This is a genomic window from Microbispora sp. H10885, from assembly GCF_014161415.1.
Classification (GTDB): Bacteria; Actinomycetota; Actinomycetes; order Streptosporangiales; family Streptosporangiaceae; genus Microbispora; species Microbispora triticiradicis.
Window position 1 is genome coordinate 227787 of sequence record NZ_JABBWY010000012.1, and the last position, 18042, is coordinate 245828.

Genomic DNA, 18042 nt, shown 5'->3' on the forward strand with positions numbered 1-18042 from the left:
ACGATCCTCACCTCTTGGTAACAATTGGGGCGCTGCGGCAGGGGTAGGGCCGCTCGCCTTGATGACCTTGTGGTCGAATTGTCCCCGCTTATATAGCTGTGTCACTTCATGCTGTCCAGACGCGTGAAGGCAGGCCGAACGATGGCGGGGCCGGTGAGCATGAAGCAGTCGAATACCGATAACCGCAGGCGGAGGAGCCCGTTCTCACCGCGCAACTGGAGGGTTCCCACACGCCTGACCGCGCTGATCCTCGCTCCGACGCTCGTGGCCGTGCTCCTCGCCGGCCTCCGCGTCGTGAGCTCGATGGACAGCCTGACCGCCTACCAGCGGACCAGGTCGGCGGCGGAGTACTCGGTGCACCTGCGGGACCTGGCCGAACAGCTCGCCCTCGAACGCGACCTGTTCGTCTGGGGAGGCAACAGCAGGCGCAAGTTCGACATCGACGGCCAGACCGAGCTGACCCGCGCCGAGCAGCGCGCGGTGGTGGATCCCCTGGTGCAGCAGGTGAGGGCCGACCTCAAGAACGTCGACGCGGACTACGGCGCGCGGGCGGGGGAGCAGGCCCAGCAGCTCACGAGCCGCTTCGCCAGCCTCGCCGGCATCCGCGCCAACGGCGCGCCGGAGGACTACAGCGCGCTGATCGCCAACATCCTGCGCCTGCACGACGAGCTGGGCACGAGCGATGGCGCCCCCGAGATCGTGGGCGACGTCCGCGCCCTGGGCGGTCTCGCCCACGCCAAGGAGGAGGTGGCCCTGCAGCGAGCCGCCCTCACCCGCGAGTTCATGGAGCGCAACCAGACCTTCACCACCTTCGAGCTGCAGGACTTCCTGGCCGCCCAGTCGCGCCAGGCGAGCTACCTCGCGACGTTCTACTCGGAGGCCCCGCAGGCCGAGGCGACCCGCCTGGTGACCCTCTTCGCCGATCCGGGCGTCGTGAACGGCGAGCTGACCAAGTCGTGGGCGCTCAGGCTGGGCCTGCAGAACCAGTCGCTCAGCCGTTACCGCAGCAGGGACAACACGGCCCAGCGGTGGTTCCAGGACAGTACCAAGACCATCGAGCAGATGGCGGCCGTCGAGGGCCGCGTGTCGTCGCTGGTGCAGGACCGGACCCGCGACCTGCAGTCGGCCGAGCAGCGCAACGCCCTCATCGCCGGAGCACTGATCCTCGCCCTCCTCGTCCTCGTGCTGGCCACCACGGCGCTCATCGCGCGCTCGATGGTCCGGCCGCTGCGCCGCCTGCGGGTGGAGGCGCTCGACATCGCCGGACGCAGGCTGCCCGAGATCGTGCGGCGGATGCGCGAGTCGGACGACCCCGACCGGGAGTCGCAGGTGCAGCCGATCGCGGTCGGCAGCACCGACGAGATCGGCGAGGTCGCCCAGGCATTCGACGAGGTCCACCTGCAGGCCGTACGGCTGGCCGCCGAGGAGTCGCGCCTGCGGGCCAACGTCAACTCGATGTTCGTGAACCTCTCGCGCCGCACCCAGACGCTGGTGGAGCGTCAGATCTCACTGATCGACGGCCTGGAGCGGGGCGAGGAGGACGGCCGGCGCCTCGCCGACCTGTTCAAGCTGGACCACCTCGCCACCCGCATGCGCCGCAACAGTGAGAACCTCCTGGTGCTCGCCGGCCACGAGCCGCCGCGCAAGCGCAGCCAGCCCGCCCGGCTGGTCGACGTGGTCCGCGCCTCGCTGTCGGAGGTCGAGGACTACGAACGGGTCGTCGTCCGGATTCCCCGCAGCATCGCCCTGGCCGGGCACGCCGCCAACGACGTCGTCCACCTCCTGGCCGAGCTCGTCGAGAACGCCATCGCCTTCTCGCCGCGCAACACCAAGGTCGTGGTCTCCAGCAGCCCGGTCGAGGGCGGGGCCGTGATGCTCGGGGTCACCGACGCCGGAATCGGCATGTCCGCCGAGGAACTGGCGGAGATCAACCGCCGCCTCGCCGAGCCGCCCACGATCGACGTGTCGGTGTCCCGCCGGATGGGCCTGTTCGTGGTCGGCCGCCTCGCGCTGCGTCACGGCATCCGGGTGCAGCTGCGCCGGGGTGACGGCGCGGGCATCATCGCGATGGTGCTGTTCCCCGCGCAGCTCATCTCCAACGCCGACCAGCCCGTAATGCCGCGTCCGTCGGTCCCGGTCGGGCAGACCGCGGCCGGGCTGCCGGCCCGGCAGGCGTTCGCCGAGCCCAACCCCACCGGCCAGGCGCCGGGAGCGGGCCCGTTCGAGCCGTGGAACCCCGGCAACGGCGCGGCCGGCGGCGTGGGATCGCGCCGTCCCCCGGTGGCGGGCGTCGCCGGGCCCGGCGGAAACGGCTCGGGTGGCTTCTCCGCGTTCGGCGCTCCGGTCAGGGAGGCGCCCGCGCCGCCCGAGAACCCTTACGGCGCGCCGGGTCCCGCCGAGGCGCCGCCGGCCGAGACCCCATACGCCGGAAACACGGCCACCGGTAACACGTACACGGGGAACTCGGGTCCGCAGCCGATGCCCGGAGCACCGGGAGGGTCTCCGGACGCGGACTCCCCCCGCCCGGCCTTCGGCGGGCAGGCGGGCGCGTCGTGGCCCCCGGCGTTCGGCACGCCGCTCGATGAGGAGCCCGCGCCCGGCCGGTCCGAATCCTCCTGGCCGTCGCTGCCCACCGGGCCGACCCCGCTCCCGCGGCGGGACGCGGCCACCCCGGCCGGCACGACCGGGCCGAACGCCTTCCCGCAGCCGCCGCAGAGCACGGGTGAGAACGCGCTCGCACCCTCTGCTTACAGCACCGGGCCGAACGCGTTCCCGTCCCCGCCTCAGAGCACCGGGCCGAACGCGTTCCCGCCGTCACCCCAGAGCACGGGTGAGAACGCGTTCCCGTCCTCGCCCCAGAGCACCGGGCCGAACGCTTTCCCCCCGTCACCGCAGAGCACCGGGCCGAACGCGTTCTCGCCGTCACCGCAGAGCACGGGTCCGAACGCCTTCACTCGGGAAAGCACGGGGGTGAGCGCTTTCACTCCGGCGCCGGGAGGCACGAGATCGCCGGGAGACACCGGGCCGACCGCCTTCCCTCCGCCGCCCGCCAGGGCGCGGACCGGCGGCGCGGGGGACCTCGCGTCGGCGACCGGTCCGCTGCCGGAGGCGGAGGACTCGCCGCTGGAGCGCGGCGACGAGTTCCTGCCGATCTTCGCCTCGGTCGAGTCGGCCTGGTTCCGCCGTCCTTCCGACACCGGTCCCACCGCGGTCCCGCCCGCGGACGGGGAGACCGCGGCGGAGACCACAGGAGAGATCGCGAGAACCCCCCGGGCCGCCGCGGCCCCGGCACCGGCCCCCCGGCCGATGGACGGGCCGGCGGACGGACGGGCGAACGCCGCCGAGCAGGCCGGCGACACCGGCTTGTGGCGGTCGCGGGCCGACAGCGGTTTCCAGGCCGCGGCGAGCGTGCGCGACCCGTCGCTCGGCGGCGTCACCGCCGCCGGACTGCCCAAGCGCATGCCGAAGGCCAACCTGGTGCCCGGCTCGGTCGGCACGGAGAGCGCCGCGCCTCCGCGTCCGCCGGTCTCGGCCGAGGCGGTGCGCAACCGCCTCTCCAGCTTCCAGCAGGGTGTGCGGCGGGGCCGGGCCCAAGCGGCCGGCGGCCTCACCGAAGGGTCGGGTAAAGAGGAGGAGGGCTCGTGACTGAGCTGAGCGTGGAAGCACGCAGGTTCGACTGGCTGATCACCGACTTCGTCGGCACCACCCCTGGGGTGGCGCACGCGGTGGTGGTCTCGTCGGACGGCCTGCGGCTGGCCCAATCGGACGGCTTCCCCCCTGACCGAGCCGACCAGCTCGCGGCGGTCGCCGCCGGCCTGCTCAGCCTCACCGTCGGCGCCTCGCGGGTGTTCGAGGGAGGCTCGGTCACCCAGACCGTGGTCGAGATGCAGCGCGGCCTGCTGCTGGTCATGGCGATCAGCGACGGCTCCTGCCTGGCCGTGCTGGCCTCCCCGGACTGCGACATGGGTCTGGTGGCCTACCAGATGACCCTGCTCGTGGAACGGGCCGGACAGGTGCTCACCCCGGCGCTGCGCGCCGAGCTGCAGACATCGCGGCGATGACCATGGGAGTGAGGCATGCGCGATCGTGACGGGACAGAGGACGAACCTCTGTTCCGTCCGTACGCCGTCACCGGTGGGCGAGCCGAGCCGCGTTATCACCTGGCGATGGAAACGCTCGTATCATCGGTGGCCTTGAAGAGCAATGACTATTCCCTGCTCGGTCCGGAGCAGGAATCGATCATGATGCTGTGTCGTACCGTACGATCGGTCGCGGAGATCTCGGCGCTGCTCCGGGTCCCGCTCGGCGTGGCCCGTGTGCTCATCGCCGACATGGCCGACGAGGGTCTGGTCCGCCTGCACATGCCGCAGCTCAACCAGGGACAGCCAGACCTCAACCTGCTCGAAAGGGTGCTCAGTGGACTACGCAGGCTCTAGTCGTGGTCTTACCTCGACGAAGATCGTCGTGGCGGGTGGGTTCGGCGTCGGGAAGACGACCTTCGTCGGTGCCGTCTCCGAGATCCTTCCGCTGACGACCGAGGCCGTGATGACCGACGCCAGCGCCGGCATCGACGACCTGGGGCTCACGCCGAACAAGACGACCACGACGGTCGCGATGGACTTCGGCCGGCTCTCGCTCGACCAGGACCTCATTCTCTATCTGTTCGGCACTCCGGGGCAGCACCGCTTCTGGTTCATGTGGGACGACCTCGTCCGCGGTGCCATCGGGGCGGTCGTGCTCGTGGACAGCCGCAGGCTCGCCGACTGCTTCCCGGCCATCGACTACTTCGAGGAGGCCCAGCTTCCGTTCCTCGTCGCGATGAACGGCTGGGAGGGGCAGTTCCTCCACTCGGAGGACGAGGTCCGCGAGGCGCTGTCCCTGCCCCCGCACGTTCCGGTCGTCCGTACGGACGCCAGGTCGCGGGACGCCGTCAAGTCCACGCTCATCAGCCTGGTCGAGTACGTGCTCACGGTCCGGAGCGCGTACGGCAGGACGTACTGAGCGCGGTCCCGTGGGCCCTCGGGGAGAGGGCGGCGAGGGCGGTACCCCCGGGGTGCCGCCCTTCGTGGCGTCCGGCCGCGGCCGCGCCCGTCCGGGCCGCCCGCGTCACCGGATTCCCAGCCTTCTGCCTGTGGTTTCGTGAGATGGTGACCTAGCCGGAAGGGCAGAATCCGGTAATGATGACGACCCGATATTTAATCAAATAACATCATCTCCGTGCCTGTATAGGTTGTTTGTGCACGGGTGTTCGGTTGGCCTCCCTGGTGTCGGTGTGCTGCAATTACCCTCGCCTGCAGGACGTCTCCCGTGTCACGCCGACCACATCCGTGACGAGACACTCCCCCTGCGCGCACATACGGCGAGAGGTTGCGAAGCCTGTGAGGACACTAGACCCCCGGACCGATGAGAGCCCCGGGACCGGGGTTCCGGCTGAGCAGGAGCCCGACGAGGGAAGCCGTTTCCTCCTGCGTAACTGGCGGGTGCGTTCCCGGCTGGTGGCGCTGATCCTCATACCCACGCTGGCCGCACTGGTGCTCGGCGGGTTCCGCATCGTGACCTCGGTGGCCACGGCGGCGCAGTACCAGCAGACGAGCCAGCTGGCCCGGCTGGTGGACCGCGTCGCGAACCTCACCCACGAACTGCAGGCCGAGCGGGACCGGGCCGCGTGGAACGCCACGATCGGCCGCCCGGCCAAGGCGGCCGCCGCCGTCAAGGCGCAGACCATCCTCACGAACAAGGCGGCCACCGCCGTACGCGACCTGGCGAACGAGATCAGGTCCGGCGTGAGCGACCGGGCCTCCGCCGAGATCGAGCACATCCTCGGCAAGCTCGACGGCGTGGAGTCGCTGCGCGGCCAGGCCGCGGAGGGGAACCTGCAGCCGCGGGCGGTGCTCGACCAGTACACCCTCGTCATCGACAACCTGCTGGCCCTGCAGGACGAACTGGCCAAGGGCACGGTCGACGACCGGCTCGGCTCCATGTCGGTCACCCTGGCCGCACTCGCCCGCGCGAAGGAGAGCGCCTCCCAGCAGCGCGGCCTGCTGTCCACGGTGCTGACCTCCGGCCGGTTCGAGCAGGCCCAGCTCCAGAGCTTCCTCGGCGCGATGTCCGCCCAGGAGAGCGAGCTGCGCGCGTTCCGCAAGAGCGCCACGCCGGAGGAACGGACCGACTACGACAACACGGTCTCCGGCGGCAGGGTCGACCAGGCGGAGTTCCTCCGGACACTCGTGCTCGACCGGGCCAACTCGGGCTTCGACCTCAGAGGCCTCGACCAGTCCGTACGCGACGACACCCGTCTGTGGTTCGACGCGATCTCGCAGCCGATCAACCGGATGCGCACCGTCGAGGCCAAGCTGACGTCGGCGATCGTGGCCCGCGCCCAGTCGCTCAAGGACGACGAGCAGCAGCGGGCCGTCGTCATCGCCGTCGCCGTCGCCCTCCTGCTGATCGCGGTGCTGCTCGTCACCGCCGGCGTCGCCCGCTCGCTCGTACGCCCGCTGCGACGACTGCGCAGCGAGGCCCTGGAGGTCGCCGGGCAGCGCCTGCCCGACACCGTCCAGAAGCTGCGGGAGGCCGGTGACAACGCCCAGGCGCCGGCCATCGTCCCGATCGGCGTGGTCGGCCGCGACGAGATCGGTGAGGTGGCCCGGGCCTTCGACGAGGTCCACCGTGAGGCCATCCGCCTCGCGGGCGACGAGGCGCGCCTGCGCAGCAACGTCAACGCGATGTTCGTGAACCTGTCGCGGCGCACGCAGACCCTGGTGGAACGCCAGCTGTCCCTGATCGAGGGACTGGAGCAGGGCGAGCAGGACGAGGACCGGCTGGGCAACCTGTTCAAGCTCGACCACCTGGCCACCCGCATGCGCCGTAACAGTGAGAACCTGCTGGTCCTCGCCGGGCAGGAGGCCGCGCGCCGCTGGGGCCAGCCGGTGCCCATCGTCGACATCGTCCGCGCCTCCCTGTCGGAGGTCGAGAACTACGAGCGCGTCGACATCCAGGTGCAGCCCGGCGCGTCCATCGTCGGCCAGGCGGTCAACGACGTCGTCCACCTGGTGGCCGAGCTGGTCGAGAACGCCATCTCCTTCTCGCCGCGCGACACCAAGGTCACCGTGTCGAGCAACCGCATCGACGGCGGCGGTCTGATCATCTCCGTGAGCGACCTCGGCATCGGCATGACGCCCGAGGAACTGGCGGAGACGAACTACCGCCTGGCGAACCCGCCGGTGGTGGACGTGTCGGTGTCCCGCCGGATGGGCCTGTTCGTGGTCGGCCGCCTCGCGCTGCGCCACGGCGTCCGGGTGCAGTTGCGCCAGCAGGACAGCGGCGGCCTGACGGCCATGGTGCTGCTGCCCGAGTCGCTGCTGGCCCACGCCGGCCCGGCCTTCCCGGGAGTGCCGGGCATGCCCCAGCCGGAGCTGACCAGCCCGATGCCGGCCGTCGGGACCGGGCCGCAGTTCGGCGCCCCCGCGTTCGGCGAGCCCGCGTTCGGCGCGCCGGCCCTCGCCAGCCCGACCTCGTTCGACAACCCGCCGCGCACCCCCGTGTTCGGCGCGGACGCGCCGGGGGTCGGCGCCCCGGCCGCCGCCTCCTTCGAGCGCGGGCCCTTCGAGACCTTCCCGCGCGAGACGACCGGTTTCGACCCCGACCCGTTCTCGCGCAATCCGTTCGAGCCGCCGCAGCGGAACGCGGGCAACGACCCCTTCGCCCGCAACCCCTTCGAATCGGGCGGCTTCGAGCGCCCCGCGGAGCCGGATCCCTTCGCCCGCAACCCCTTCGACAGTGGGGGGTTCGGCCAGCCCGACCCGTTCGCCCGCAGCCCGTTCGAGTCCGGCCCCTTCGACCGGGCGGCCTTCGACAAGACGCCCCTCGACAAGGAGGCCCCCGACAGGGGCTTCGCCGACAGGACGCCGTTCGAGAAGACGCCGGCCGAGCGGGACCCGTTCGAGACCACGACCTTCGACTCCGGACCCTTCGACTCACGCGCGTTCGAGTCACGCCCGTTCGACTCGGGCGCGTTCGACGCGGGCTCGTTCGAGTCCAGTCCCTTCGACACCAACCCCTTCAACCGCGGCCGCGTGGGTGAGGCGCCCGTCGACACGCCCTGGCCCGGCCACCTGCCGCCGCCGGGGAGCGCCTCCTGGCCGGGAGGGCAGGAGGAGGGCGGCGCGGGCTGGCCCGGCTGGGCCGGACGCGGTTCCTTCGAAGGCGAGGACAACACCGGCCCGCTTCCGGTGGTGCGCAGCTCGCCGCTGGAGTCGGAGGAGGAGTACCTCCCCATCTTCGCCGCGGTGGAGTCGGACTGGTTCAAGAAGGCCGACGGCCCGGAGGAGAAGGACGACTCCGCCGAAGACGGCGCGGAGAGCAGGGCCTGGTCGTCCCCGGCCGACGTCGGCTGGCAGGCGGCCCAGGCGGCCAGCGAGCCGGCCCTCGGCGGGGTCACCTCGTCGGGTCTGCCCAAGCGGGTGCCCAAGGCCAACCTCGTGCCGGGTTCTGCCAACGCTCCCGCGCCCTCCGCGGAACCCGCCCCCGCGGCGGCGGCCACCCCGCCGCCACCCCCGCCCGTGCTCTCGCCCGAGCGGGTGCGCAGCAGGCTCTCCAGCTTCCAGCAGGGCGTACGGCAGGGCCGTGCGGTCGCGCGCGGGGAGGCCGGAGAGGACCAGGGATACCCCGGGGCGGCGTCCCTGGGCATGCCTGATGCCCAGGACAGTGAGAAGGAGGACTGATGAGGGAGATGAGTCAGGCCGCACGCGGCATCAACTGGTTGATCACGGACTTCGTGAACAACGTGCCCGGTGTGGCGCACACCGTGGTGGTGTCGGCCGACGGGTTGCCTCTGGCGTTCTCGGACGGATTTCCCAAGGATCGGGCGGATCAGCTGGCGGCGGTGGCCGCGGGGTTGATCAGTCTGACGCAGGGGGCGTCCCGGGTGTTCGAGGGCGGCCCCGTCACGCAGACCGTGGTGGAGATGCAGCGGGGTTTGTTGCTGATCATGTCGATCAGTGACGGGTCGTGTCTGGCCGTGCTGGCTGCGGCGGACTCCGATCTCGGTCTGGTGGCCTATCAGATGACGTTGCTGGTGGAGCGTGCGGGGCAGGTGCTGACCCCCGCGGTCCGGGCCGAGCTGCAGTCGTCCCACCCGAGGTGACCCGCCGTTCCGTGAGCTGAGAACCGCGGCGGAGGACAGATCGGGAAACGCGCCCCGGGAGCGGGGCGCACGGGGTGGCCACCGGGATTCCGGAGTGACAACAAGAACGTCAGGAGGACGTTGTGGCAGGCGGCGGCTGGAACAACGAGCCCTACCCGCCGGTGGCCGACGCCCACCGGCAGTACGGCGGTGCGACCCCCGTCCCGAGGCCGGCGCCGACGGAGCAGAGCTCCCTCGTCCGGCCCTACGCGGTGACGGGAGGACGGACGACGCCACGCCTCCAGCTGGCGATGGAGGCACTCGTGTCCTCCGCCACCTCGATGCACCAGGACCTTTCCACGCTCACCCCGGAGCGCCAAGCGATCAGCACGCTGTGCCGTCAGGTGCGGTCGGTGGCGGAGGTGTCGGCGTTGCTGCGGATTCCGCTGGGTGTGGTTCGTGTGGTGATCGCGGACATGGCGGCGGAGGGGTTGGTGCATGTGCATCAGCCGCAGTTGGAGGCGGGTAAGCCGGATCTGAACTTGCTGGAAAGGGTGCTCAGTGGACTTCGCAGGCTCTAGCCGGGGGCTGACCTCGACGAAGATCGTGGTCGCGGGGGGTTTCGGTGTGGGCAAGACGACTTTCGTGGGGGCGGTGTCGGAGATCGTGCCGTTGACGACGGAGGCGGTGATGACCGACGCGTCGGCGGGTGTGGATGATGTGGGGCTGGTGCCGCACAAGACGACCACGACGGTGGCGATGGATTTCGGGCGGGTGTCGCTGGACCGGGATCTGATTCTTTATCTGTTCGGTACGCCGGGTCAGCATCGGTTCTGGTTCATGTGGGATGACCTGGTGCGGGGGGCGATCGGTGCGGTGGTGCTGGTCGACACCCGGCGGTTGGCCGACAGTTTTCCCGCGGTGGACTACTTCGAGGAGGCGCGGCTGCCGTTCGTCGTCGGCGTCAACGGCTTCGACGGTCAGTACCCGCACGCCGAGGACGAGGTGCGGGAGGCGCTGACCCTGTCGCCGCGGATCCCCGTCGTCCGCACGGACGCCCGGGACCGGGGATCGGTGAAGAGCACCCTGATCACCCTCGTCGAGCACGCGCTGACCATGCGGGTCGCCGTACCCGGCGGGGGGCGCGCCTGAGGCGGCCCCCGGCTCGGGCGTCACCGGTCTAGGCGCGGACCGCCTCGACGAGGGTGGCGTGGAACGGCAGGCCGTAGGTGCCGACCAGGCGCAGCCCGGCCGCCCGCAGCAGCGCGTCGTGCTCCGACCTGCTGCGCTCCTTTCCCTGTCCGAACAGGCCGAGCATCCGCATGTCCAGGTCCTTCCCGAAGTGCGCCGAGTCGTCGTCCGGCAGGACCAACTCCACCAGCAGCACCCGGCCGTCGTCACTCATCGCGTCGCGGACCACGCGCAGAATCCTGGTCGCGTCCTCGTCGTCCCAGTTGTGGATCACGCTGCCCAGCAGGTAGGCGTCGTGACCCGCGGGGACCGAGGAGAAGAAGTCGCCCTCGACGATCTCCACCCGCTCCGACAGCCCCCACTCGTCGAAGGCCGCCCGCGCGTCCGGCAGCACGTGCGCCAGCTCCACCAGCACACCCCGCAGATGCGGGTTGGCCCGCAGCGCCGTCGCCAGGATGTGGCCCCGGCCGCCGCCCACGTCCACCAGCGTCTTGACCGACGAGAAGTCGTAGCTCGCGGCCACCCCGTCCGCCATCGGCTGCGACCGCTGGGTCATGAAGTCGTTGAAGATCCGGTTCAGTTCGGGTTCGGTCCCGAGGTGGTCGTAGAGCACTCCGTACTTCTCGACGAACGCCGACCGTCCCTCGCGCACCGTCTTGGTCAGGCTGTTCATGCCGTACGCGAGCGTGGGCGCGGTGTTGAACTGGACGGCCGTGCGCAGAGAGCCGGGCACGCCGTCCACCAGCAGCCGACCGGCGTCGGTCAGCGCGTACGTGCCGGGGGAGACGGCGGTGAACAGCCCGTTCGCGGCGCACGTGCGCAGCAGGCGGGCGAGGGACGGCGCGTGCGCGCCGCAGCGGGTGGCGAGCTCCTCGACGGTGAGCGGTCCGTCCTTCAGGTGGCCGGCGCAGTCGAGGTCGACGATCGCGCCGAGCGCCGCGGCCCGGTAGAACCCGCGCAGGTGCTCCCACACGACGCTGCTGGCTTCTGTCACGTTCACTACTCCTTGTTCAGATACGAGGGGGCCATCATGTGAGGCGGGGTGACCATGTCAGGCGTGGTCGCCCCGAACTCGGGTCTGCCGCGCACCAGGCGGCTCACCTCGGCCCGCAGGTGCACGAATGCGGGCAGCTCCCGGGTCGCGATCTGGTCGCGGGGACCGGGCAGGTCTACCCGCAGGTCGGCGGCTACAACGGCGGGCGCCCGGGTCAGCACCACCACCCGGTCGCCGACGTAGACGCTCTCGTCGATGTCGTGGGTGATCAGGACGATCGTCATGCTGTGGTGCCCGCGTACGGCGAGGACGAGATCCTCCAGATCCTCGCGGGTCTGGGCGTCGACGGAGCCGAACGGCTCGTCCATCAGCAGCAGCGAGGGACGGTAGGCGAGGGCCCGGGCGATGGCCACCCGCTGCTGCATGCCGCCGGACAGCTGCCAGGGATACTTGGCCGCGGCGCTTTCCAGGCTCACCGCCGCCAGCGCCTCGGCCGCCGCCGCACGCCGGGCCGCCCGGTCGAGGCCGCGCCGCCGCAGTGGCAGCGCCACGTTGTCGCGCACCGACAGCCAGGGGAACAACGACCTGCTGTAGTCCTGGAAGACCACCGCGAGGTCGTCGGGCGTCCCGCTGACCGGACGGCCCTTGACGCGGACCTCTCCTCCGGTCGGCCGTACGAGCCCCGCGATCGACCGCAGGAGCGTCGACTTCCCGCAGCCCGACGGGCCGACGACGCAGACGAGCTCGCCCTCGGAGACCTTGAGGTCGATCCCGCCGAGCGCCCGGTGGGCATCCGGACCGCTGCCGTAGGTGTGGGTCAGGTTGACGACGTCGAGCACGGTGTCACCTCAGCCTTTTCGCCCGGCACGCCGGTGCCAGGACAGGGTGCGCCGCTCCACCACGAGGAACGACGAGTTGAGGAGGAAGCCAAGGACGCCGAGCACCGCGATCGTCCCCCACATCCCCGGCAGGTCGAAGTTCTGCTGCGTGTAGATCAGCTCGTAGCCGATCCCGCTGGTGGCGCTGCCCACGAGTTCGGCGACGACCATCAGGATGAGCGCGAGCGACAGGCTCAGCCGCAGTCCCGCGAAGATCTTCGGCGCCGCCGCCGGCAGGATCACCATGACGAGCCGTTCGGCCCGGGACAGGCCGAACACGCGCGCCGTCTCGATGTGGAGGCGGTCCACGTAGCGGGCGCCGTCCACCGAGTTGACCAGGACCGGCCAGATCACGCCGTACACGATGGTGGCGAGCTGCATCCGCGTGTCCGCCTTGAACAGCACGATGAACAGCGGGATGAGCGTCGGCGGCGGGATCGCCCGGCCGAACTCGATCAGCGGGTCGACGTAGCCCGCCAGCGTCCGGGACCGGCCGATCGCCACGCCGAGGGCGATCCCGCCCAGGCAGGCGAGCGCCCATCCGCCGAACAGATGACCGAGGCTGGGCACGAAGTCGGCGAGGGCGGCGTCGCTGAGGAACAGGCGGGCCGGCGGCCCGGAGAACCACAGCTCGCGCAGCCGGGCCAGGATCGCCGACGGCGGAGGGAAGTAGACGGACTCCACCGCCCGCGCGGAGGCCTCCCACACGGCGACGACGACCGGCACCGCCCACAGCCGCACGGCGAGCCCGCGCGCCCGGCCGGCCCACCGGACGCCGCTCACGGCCGTGTTCGTCACTGGGCCACCCCCGCACGCGCGGCGTGCCAGCGGAACAGGCCGCGCTCGGCCCGGACGAGCAGCGCGTTCACGACCAGGCCGATGAGCCCCGCCCACACCGTGGCCGCCAGCATGAGGTCGATCCGGTAGCCCGATCCCGCCTTGATGATGTACACGCCGATGCCGCCCGCGCCGCCGGAGAGCAGTTCCGCGCTGACGGCCACCACCAGCGCGACCGACGCCGCCAGCCGTACGCCGGTCAGGACGAACGGAGCGGCGCTCGGCAGCGCCACCCGCAGCAGCACGGCCAGGCGGCCGAAGCCGAAGGCCCGCATCGTGTCCCTGGCGACCGGGTCCACGTCGTGCAGGCCGTACATGGTGTTGACGAGCACCGGCCAGCACGCGGCGTAGACGACGATCGTGACCTTCATCGCGCCGTCGGAGGCCGCGATGAGCGTGACCAGCGGGATGAGCGCGATGGACGGAATCGGCCGGAGGAACTCGATCAGCGGCCGCAGCCCGATCTCCACTTTCGGCAGGCTCCCCAGCAGCACCCCCGCGGGTACGGCCAGCAGGGTCGCGAGGAGGAGACCCTCCGCCCACACCTCGACGGTGGCCGAGGCGTCGTGCAGGAACTCGGAGTCGACGGCGAGCCCGGCCGCCCCGGCGAGCACGGTGGACGCCAGCGGCATGATCTGGGTGTCCATCAGGCCGGTACGGCCGGCGATCTCCGCGACGACGAGCAGGACCGCGACGCCGACGGCGCCGCGGACCACCTTGCTGACGATCATTGCGGCATCGGCACCAGCAGCGGAGTCACGTCCATCTTGGCCTTCAGGTAGCCGTACTCCAGCATCAGGTCGGCCACCCGCTGGATGCGCGTCGGGTTGAGGGTGGACGGGTAGGCGCCGAGGGTGATGATGGACGCCGCCTCCGGTTTGATCTGCGTGTAGTTCGGCAGTACCTTCTCCACTGCCTTTCGGTCGGAGCCGGCGATCTGCTGGGCCTTCACGATCGCGCGCTGGAAGGCGGCCATCGCCTTGGGATACTTCGACAGGATGGGCTCGGTCGTGGTCCAGCCTGCGATCGGGAAGTCCGCCATCGCGCCGGTCATCGTGTCGGCGATCTTGCGGGCGCCCATGTCCTTCTGCACGCCGGTCAGGAACGGCTCGTTGAGCCAGGCCGCGTCCGCCTGGCCCGACGCCAGCTTGCCCGGCGCCTGGGGGAAGGGCACGGGGACGTACTGGACGTCCTTGGGGGACAGCCCGTTGGCCCGCAGGGTCGAGGCGACGGCGAGCTCGCCGATGCTGTTCAGCGACGCGATGGTGACCTTCTTGCCCTTGAGGTCCTTGACCGACTGGATCGGTGAGTCCTTCTTCACCACGATGTCAAAGGTGTCCGGTTTCGCCTGATATGTATCAGCGAGGATGCGGAAGTTCCCTGCTTTCGCCTCCTGGGCCGAAATCACCGTGAAGTAGTTGCCGATTGTGATGTCCGTCGCGCCGCTCACCAGTTGCGGGATGGCGACGGTGGTGCTCTGCACGACTTCGGGCTTGATGGTCAGCCCTTCGGCCTTGAAGAACCCCCGTTCCTGCGCGATGAACAGCGCCGCGACGTCGGCGATGGGGAGAATGCCGACCTTTAGGGTAGTTTTCTCCAGTCCGTTATTGCCGGTCGCTGTCGTATTCGTGTCCGCACCGCCACACGCGGTGAGTGTCAACGCTGCTATGACGCCTATGACGGTCCTGTGACCCGTCAGCCTCATGGAGTCTCCTGGGGTGGGGAAGCGGAGGCGCCCGGTGCGAGAGATGGCGGCACCGGGCGACGGGCGAGAAGCGTAGCGGGACTTAAACCGCGATAACAGGATTAGGAGCCCTATGTCACCAAACTTGTCGGTAAATCCACTATGCCCCGTAACCCGAGGTGTGGTCGTTTGGACCGATGCATGTCCAGAACTTGATTCGGAAATGCCGGGTCCCGCTCGGTGTTGCTCGTGGAAAGCTTTCCCGATGCGCCGCCGCGCGAAACTCTCCCTCCTTGGACCGTGCCAAATTATTCGAGAGGTTGGTCTATCTCGTCGCCTTATGCTCCAATTGCCGATGTCTTGTGGGAGGTATCCCGAGTGATAGGTCCGAATCCCATCTAGAAGAACCGCGTGAGGTTGCATCAGTGAGGACGGCAACAGCCGAGAGCGGTCGTCGTAGTGAACGGAAGCCGCCCCCGCTGCCGGCCGGCTCCGAGGCGTCCGCCGGGGAGCAGGGAGAGCAACCGGCGCAGCCCGGGCAGGACGCGGGCAGCCGGCTGGCGCTGAAGAACTGGCGGCTGCGCACCCGGCTGCTGGCGTTGATCCTGGTGCCGACCGCCGTCGCGGTCTCGCTGGGCGGCCTGCGGGTGACCTCCTCCATCAGCAGCGCGGCGGAGTACCGCCGGGTGCAGGACGTGGCCGAGCTGGTCCTCGGCGTCGGTGACTTCGTCCACGAGCTGCAGCTCGAACGCGACCTGACGGCCCGTTACGTGGCGCTGGACCGCCGGGGCGGGGCGATGCTCTCGCTGATCCGCGACCAGCAGTCGGCGGTCGACGCGGCGGCGCAGCGGGTGCGGGCGAAGGCGGACACCGCGGGCGCCGCGTTCGGCGACATCGGCCGCGCCGACCTCGTCCGCCTGCGCGGCCGCCTCGACGAGCTGCCCGCGCTGCGCACCACGGTCCTGGAGAGCAAGCTTCCCGCGCTGCCCGCGATCGAGAAGTACTCGCTGTTCGTCGCCGACGCGCTGCGGCTGTACGACGAGACCGTGCAGGGCGCGGTGGACGAAGGCGTCATCACCGGTCTCAAGTCGATGGCCTCGCTCGCGCGAACCGAGGAGGAGGTCTCCAAGCAGCGCGCGCTGCTCGCCGCCGCCCTGGTGCGGAACCGGTTCGAGAACGCGGAGATCGACGCGTTCACCGCCGCCCGCGCCCGCGAGGTCAGCGAGCGCAACGCGTTCCTCGCGCAGGCCACGGCCACGCAGCGCCAGCTCTTCTCGGACACCGTCACCGGCCAGAAGGTCGACCGGGCCGAGTACCTGCGCGCCCTCGCCCTGAGCCTCACCCGCGACGGCCTGCCACTGCACCGCATCGAGCCCGGCGGACAGGCCGCGGACACCTGGTTCGACGCGATCACCGAGACCGGCGACCAGATGCACAAGGTCAACCTGGCGCTCGCTCGCTCGGTGATCGGGCGCAGCGAGGAGTTCCAGGCATCCGACCAGAGGGTCGCCGCGATCAACGTGATCCTGGTCGTCGCCGTCCTGATAGTGGTCCTGATCATCACCCTGGTCATGGCCCGCTCGGTCGTCCGGCCGCTGCGGCGGCTGCGCAGCGAGGCGCTGGAGATCGCCGGTCACCGGCTGCCCGACCTCGTCCAGCGGCTGCGCGAGTCCGACTCGGCCGGCACTCAGCAGGTGCAGCCGATCGGGGTGATGTCGGCGGACGAGATCGGCGAGGTGGCGCGGGCCTTCGACGAGGTCCACCGCGAGGCCGTACGGCTGGCGGGCGACGAGGCGCGCCTGCGCGGCAACGTCAACGCGATGTTCGTGAACCTGTCGCGGCGCACGCAGACGCTGGTGGAGCGGCAGATCACCCTGATCGACGGGCTGGAGCAGGGCGAGCAGGACGAGGAGCGGCTCGGGAACCTGTTCAAGCTCGACCATCTCGCGACCCGCATGCGCCGTAACAGTGAGAACCTGCTGGTCCTCGCAGGGCAGGAGACCGCCCGCCGCTGGAGCCGGCCCGTCGAGATCACCGACGTCCTGCGGGCCTCGCTGTCGGAGGTCGAGGGTTACGAGCGGGTGGTGCTGAACTTCCCCTCGGACGTCTCGATCGCCGGCCAGGCCGTCAACGACGTCATCCACCTGATGGCGGAGCTGGTCGAGAACGCGCTGTCGTTCTCCGCCCGCGACACCCGCGTGGCCGTCTCGGGCAACCGGATCGACGGCGGGGGCGTGATGATCTCCGTCACCGACTCCGGCATCGGGATGACCACCGAGGAGATCACCCAGGCCAACTGGAGGCTGGCGAACCCGCCGGTGGTGGACGTGTCGGTGTCCCGCCGGATGGGCCTTTTCGTGGTCGGCCGTCTCGCCATGCGCAACGGCATCCGGGTGCAGCTCAGGCCGCACGACGGGGGTGGGCTGACCGCCATGGTCCTGCTGCCGGAGAGCCTCATGGGCCGCGCGTCGTACCCGGAGCAGTCCTACGCGGGAGCCTTCGCGCCCGCCTGGAGCGGGCAGACCGGCCAGTCGTCCGGCTGGAACGACCGCCCGCAGGGCCTTCCCGCGGCGGCGCCGGCGGCGCTGCCTGCCGCCCGGCAGCCCGGGGCGTTCTCGCGGATGCGCCCGTTCGAGCCCCTGCCCGGCGAGGCGACCGGCCCGATTCCCACCGTCGCCGGGTCCGCTTTCTCCGGTTCCGCTTTCTCCGGTTCCGCCTTCTCCGCTCCCGCTTTCTCCGATCCCGCCGTTTCGGGTCCGATCACGGCCCAGTCCGGGGCGTTCTCCGTCAACACCGGGCCGGTCCCCATGCCGTCCGGCCCCGTTGCCGGCCCCACGCAGACCGGTCCGGTGTACGGAGCGCCGGTGGGAACGGGCGGAGCGCCGCCGGCGCCGCCGGCCGAGGAGTTCCTGCCGATCTTCGCCTCCGTGGAGTCGGCGTGGTTCCGGCGCACGCCCGCCACCGACACCGGTCCGTCGGAGTGGCAGCGTGAGCAGGCCACGGACGCGGGATGGCAGGCCGCCGCCGCGGCCGCCGAGAAACCGGCGTGGGAGGGCACGACGACCTCCGGCCTGCCGAAGCGGGTCCCGAAGGCCAATCTGGTGCCCGGCTCGGCGGATTCGACCGGACCACAGCAGCCGCCGGCGGCGCCGGCGGCGGCGCAGCAGACGCCGCCGGCGCCACAGCAGCCGCGGCCGCCCCTGTCGCCGGACCGGGCGCGCAGCCGTCTGTCCAGCTTCCAGCAGGGAGTGCGGCAGGGGCGGGCGGTGGCCCGGGGCGAGCTGAGTGAGGACGAGGGCTATCCGACGAAGAAAGGGGACGGCGCATGAGGGAG

At 70.9% G+C, this 18042-nt stretch carries 14 protein-coding genes; 9 read left to right on the plus strand and 5 right to left on the minus strand.

The genetic code is table 11. The features are described 5' to 3' along the window. The first annotated feature begins 159 nt into the window (after positions 1-159). The 8 genes from HHX37_RS29620 to HHX37_RS29655 all read left to right on the plus strand — a co-directional run bounded on the left by HHX37_RS29620 (position 160) and on the right by HHX37_RS29655 (position 10276). On the plus strand, positions 160-3645 hold the full coding sequence (locus HHX37_RS29620; RefSeq protein WP_259406869.1) for a sensor histidine kinase: 3486 nt from the start codon (positions 160-162) through the stop codon (positions 3643-3645). Next, positions 3642-4061 (plus strand): roadblock/LC7 domain-containing protein, encoded by a 420-nt coding sequence (locus HHX37_RS29625; RefSeq protein WP_111699517.1) that lies wholly within the window; start codon positions 3642-3644, stop codon positions 4059-4061. Before HHX37_RS29620 ends, HHX37_RS29625 begins: the two co-directional genes overlap by 4 nt. A gap of 15 nt (positions 4062-4076) precedes the next feature. Continuing rightward, the gene (locus HHX37_RS29630; RefSeq protein ID WP_111699516.1) at positions 4077-4436 is read left to right on the plus strand and encodes a DUF742 domain-containing protein; all 360 of its coding nucleotides are present in this window, start codon (positions 4077-4079) and stop codon (positions 4434-4436) included. Continuing rightward, positions 4417-5001, plus strand: coding sequence for a GTP-binding protein (locus HHX37_RS29635; RefSeq protein ID WP_182887560.1), 585 nt, complete (start codon positions 4417-4419; stop codon positions 4999-5001). The genes HHX37_RS29630 and HHX37_RS29635 overlap by 20 nt, the downstream gene beginning before the upstream one ends. A gap of 377 nt (positions 5002-5378) precedes the next feature. Next, a complete protein-coding gene (locus HHX37_RS37280) occupies positions 5379-8723 on the plus strand; it encodes a nitrate- and nitrite sensing domain-containing protein (RefSeq protein WP_310738297.1) in 3345 nt (1114 codons plus the stop codon). 8 nt (positions 8724-8731) lie between these two features. Continuing rightward, a complete protein-coding gene (locus tag HHX37_RS29645) occupies positions 8732-9145 on the plus strand; it encodes a roadblock/LC7 domain-containing protein (RefSeq protein WP_204288658.1) in 414 nt (137 codons plus the stop codon). A gap of 122 nt (positions 9146-9267) precedes the next feature. Beyond that, positions 9268-9705: a DUF742 domain-containing protein gene (locus tag HHX37_RS29650; protein WP_182887561.1), complete on the plus strand. Its 438-nt coding sequence runs from the start codon at positions 9268-9270 to the stop codon at positions 9703-9705. A 7-nt stretch (positions 9706-9712) separates the two neighbouring features. Continuing rightward, entirely contained in the window at positions 9713-10276 is a 564-nt protein-coding gene (locus HHX37_RS29655; RefSeq protein WP_182887609.1) for a GTP-binding protein, read from the plus strand. 28 nt (positions 10277-10304) lie between these two features. Here the strand turns inward: HHX37_RS29655 and HHX37_RS29660 are convergent, their stop codons facing one another. From HHX37_RS29660 to HHX37_RS29680, 5 genes are read right to left on the minus strand one after another with little or no spacing between them, the layout of a single operon-like run. Continuing rightward, entirely contained in the window at positions 10305-11309 is a 1005-nt protein-coding gene (locus HHX37_RS29660) for a methyltransferase (RefSeq protein WP_182887562.1), read from the minus strand. A 5-nt stretch (positions 11310-11314) separates the two neighbouring features. Next, on the minus strand, positions 11315-12148 hold the full coding sequence (locus HHX37_RS29665) for an ABC transporter ATP-binding protein (protein ID WP_182884036.1): 834 nt from the start codon (positions 12146-12148) through the stop codon (positions 11315-11317). 9 nt (positions 12149-12157) lie between these two features. Then, a complete protein-coding gene (locus HHX37_RS29670) occupies positions 12158-12985 on the minus strand; it encodes an ABC transporter permease (protein ID WP_310740594.1) in 828 nt (275 codons plus the stop codon). Next, positions 12982-13755: an ABC transporter permease gene (locus tag HHX37_RS29675; RefSeq protein ID WP_182887563.1), complete on the minus strand. Its 774-nt coding sequence runs from the start codon at positions 13753-13755 to the stop codon at positions 12982-12984. The genes HHX37_RS29670 and HHX37_RS29675 overlap by 4 nt, the downstream gene beginning before the upstream one ends. After that, positions 13752-14729, minus strand: a complete 978-nt coding sequence (locus tag HHX37_RS29680) for an ABC transporter substrate-binding protein (RefSeq protein ID WP_259404199.1) — start codon at positions 14727-14729, stop codon at positions 13752-13754. The genes HHX37_RS29675 and HHX37_RS29680 overlap by 4 nt, the downstream gene beginning before the upstream one ends. Before the next feature lie 404 nt (positions 14730-15133). Between HHX37_RS29680 and HHX37_RS29685 the strand changes: the two genes are divergently transcribed. After that, the gene (locus HHX37_RS29685; RefSeq protein ID WP_310740595.1) at positions 15134-18037 is read left to right on the plus strand and encodes a nitrate- and nitrite sensing domain-containing protein; all 2904 of its coding nucleotides are present in this window, start codon (positions 15134-15136) and stop codon (positions 18035-18037) included. Positions 18038-18042: the final 5 nt, after the last annotated feature.